General features: G+C 63.2%; 1 protein-coding gene. It reads left to right on the forward strand.

From position 1 onward, the window contains the following. The coding region (locus NKK47_RS35065; protein WP_352579938.1) for an ABC transporter substrate-binding protein at positions 1 to 783 on the forward strand (783 nt) is incomplete at both ends.

Genomic DNA, 783 nt, shown 5'->3' on the forward strand with positions numbered 1-783 from the left:
GGCCGCAACGCGGCCGCCGCCGAAGCGGCACCTGAAACCACGGTCGCCCGCTTTGCGGCGGCGCCGGGTATCTGCATCGCTCCGCAGTACGTCGCCGAGGATCTGATCCGCGCAGAGGGGTTCTCAGATTTCGGCTTCGTGGCCGCCGAGGCCGGTATCGCCCAGACCGAGATGCTGGCGCGCGGCGACATCGACTTCGGCATTGACTTTGCCACGGCCCTAATCATTCCGGTCGACACTGGCGCTCCGATCAAGGTGATCTCCGGAGTCCATGTCGGCTGCTACGAGTTGTTCGGACGCGAGAACATCAAGAGCATCGCGGATCTCAAGGGCCGCAAAGTCGGCGTCGGCGGCAATCTATCGTCGGATCCGCATATCTTCGTCAGTGCTATGGCGACCTATATCGGCCTCGATCCGCAACGCGACATCGAATGGATCGTCGGCGAGGCAAAGCCGGCGGAGCTCTTCGCCGAGGGCAAGGTCGACGCCTTCCTGGCTTTTCCGCCTGAGGCTCAGGACCTGCGCACCCGCAAAGTCGGCCACGTCATCCTCGACAGTTCCAAGGACCGGCCGTGGTCACAATATTACTGCTGCATGCTGGCGGTCAACGCCGCGTATGCCGAGAAAAATCCAGCTGCCACCAAGCGCGTCATCCGGGCCATCATCAAATCGGCCGACATCTGCGCGGCCGAACCGGAACGGGTGGCACGCCTGCTGGTGGATGGCGGACACACCGAACAATACGACTACGCCGTGCAGTCGCTCCGCGAGCTCCCATACTCT

It is taken from the genome of Mesorhizobium sp. M0019, from assembly GCF_040323975.1.
Taxonomy (GTDB): Bacteria; Pseudomonadota; Alphaproteobacteria; order Rhizobiales; family Rhizobiaceae; genus Mesorhizobium.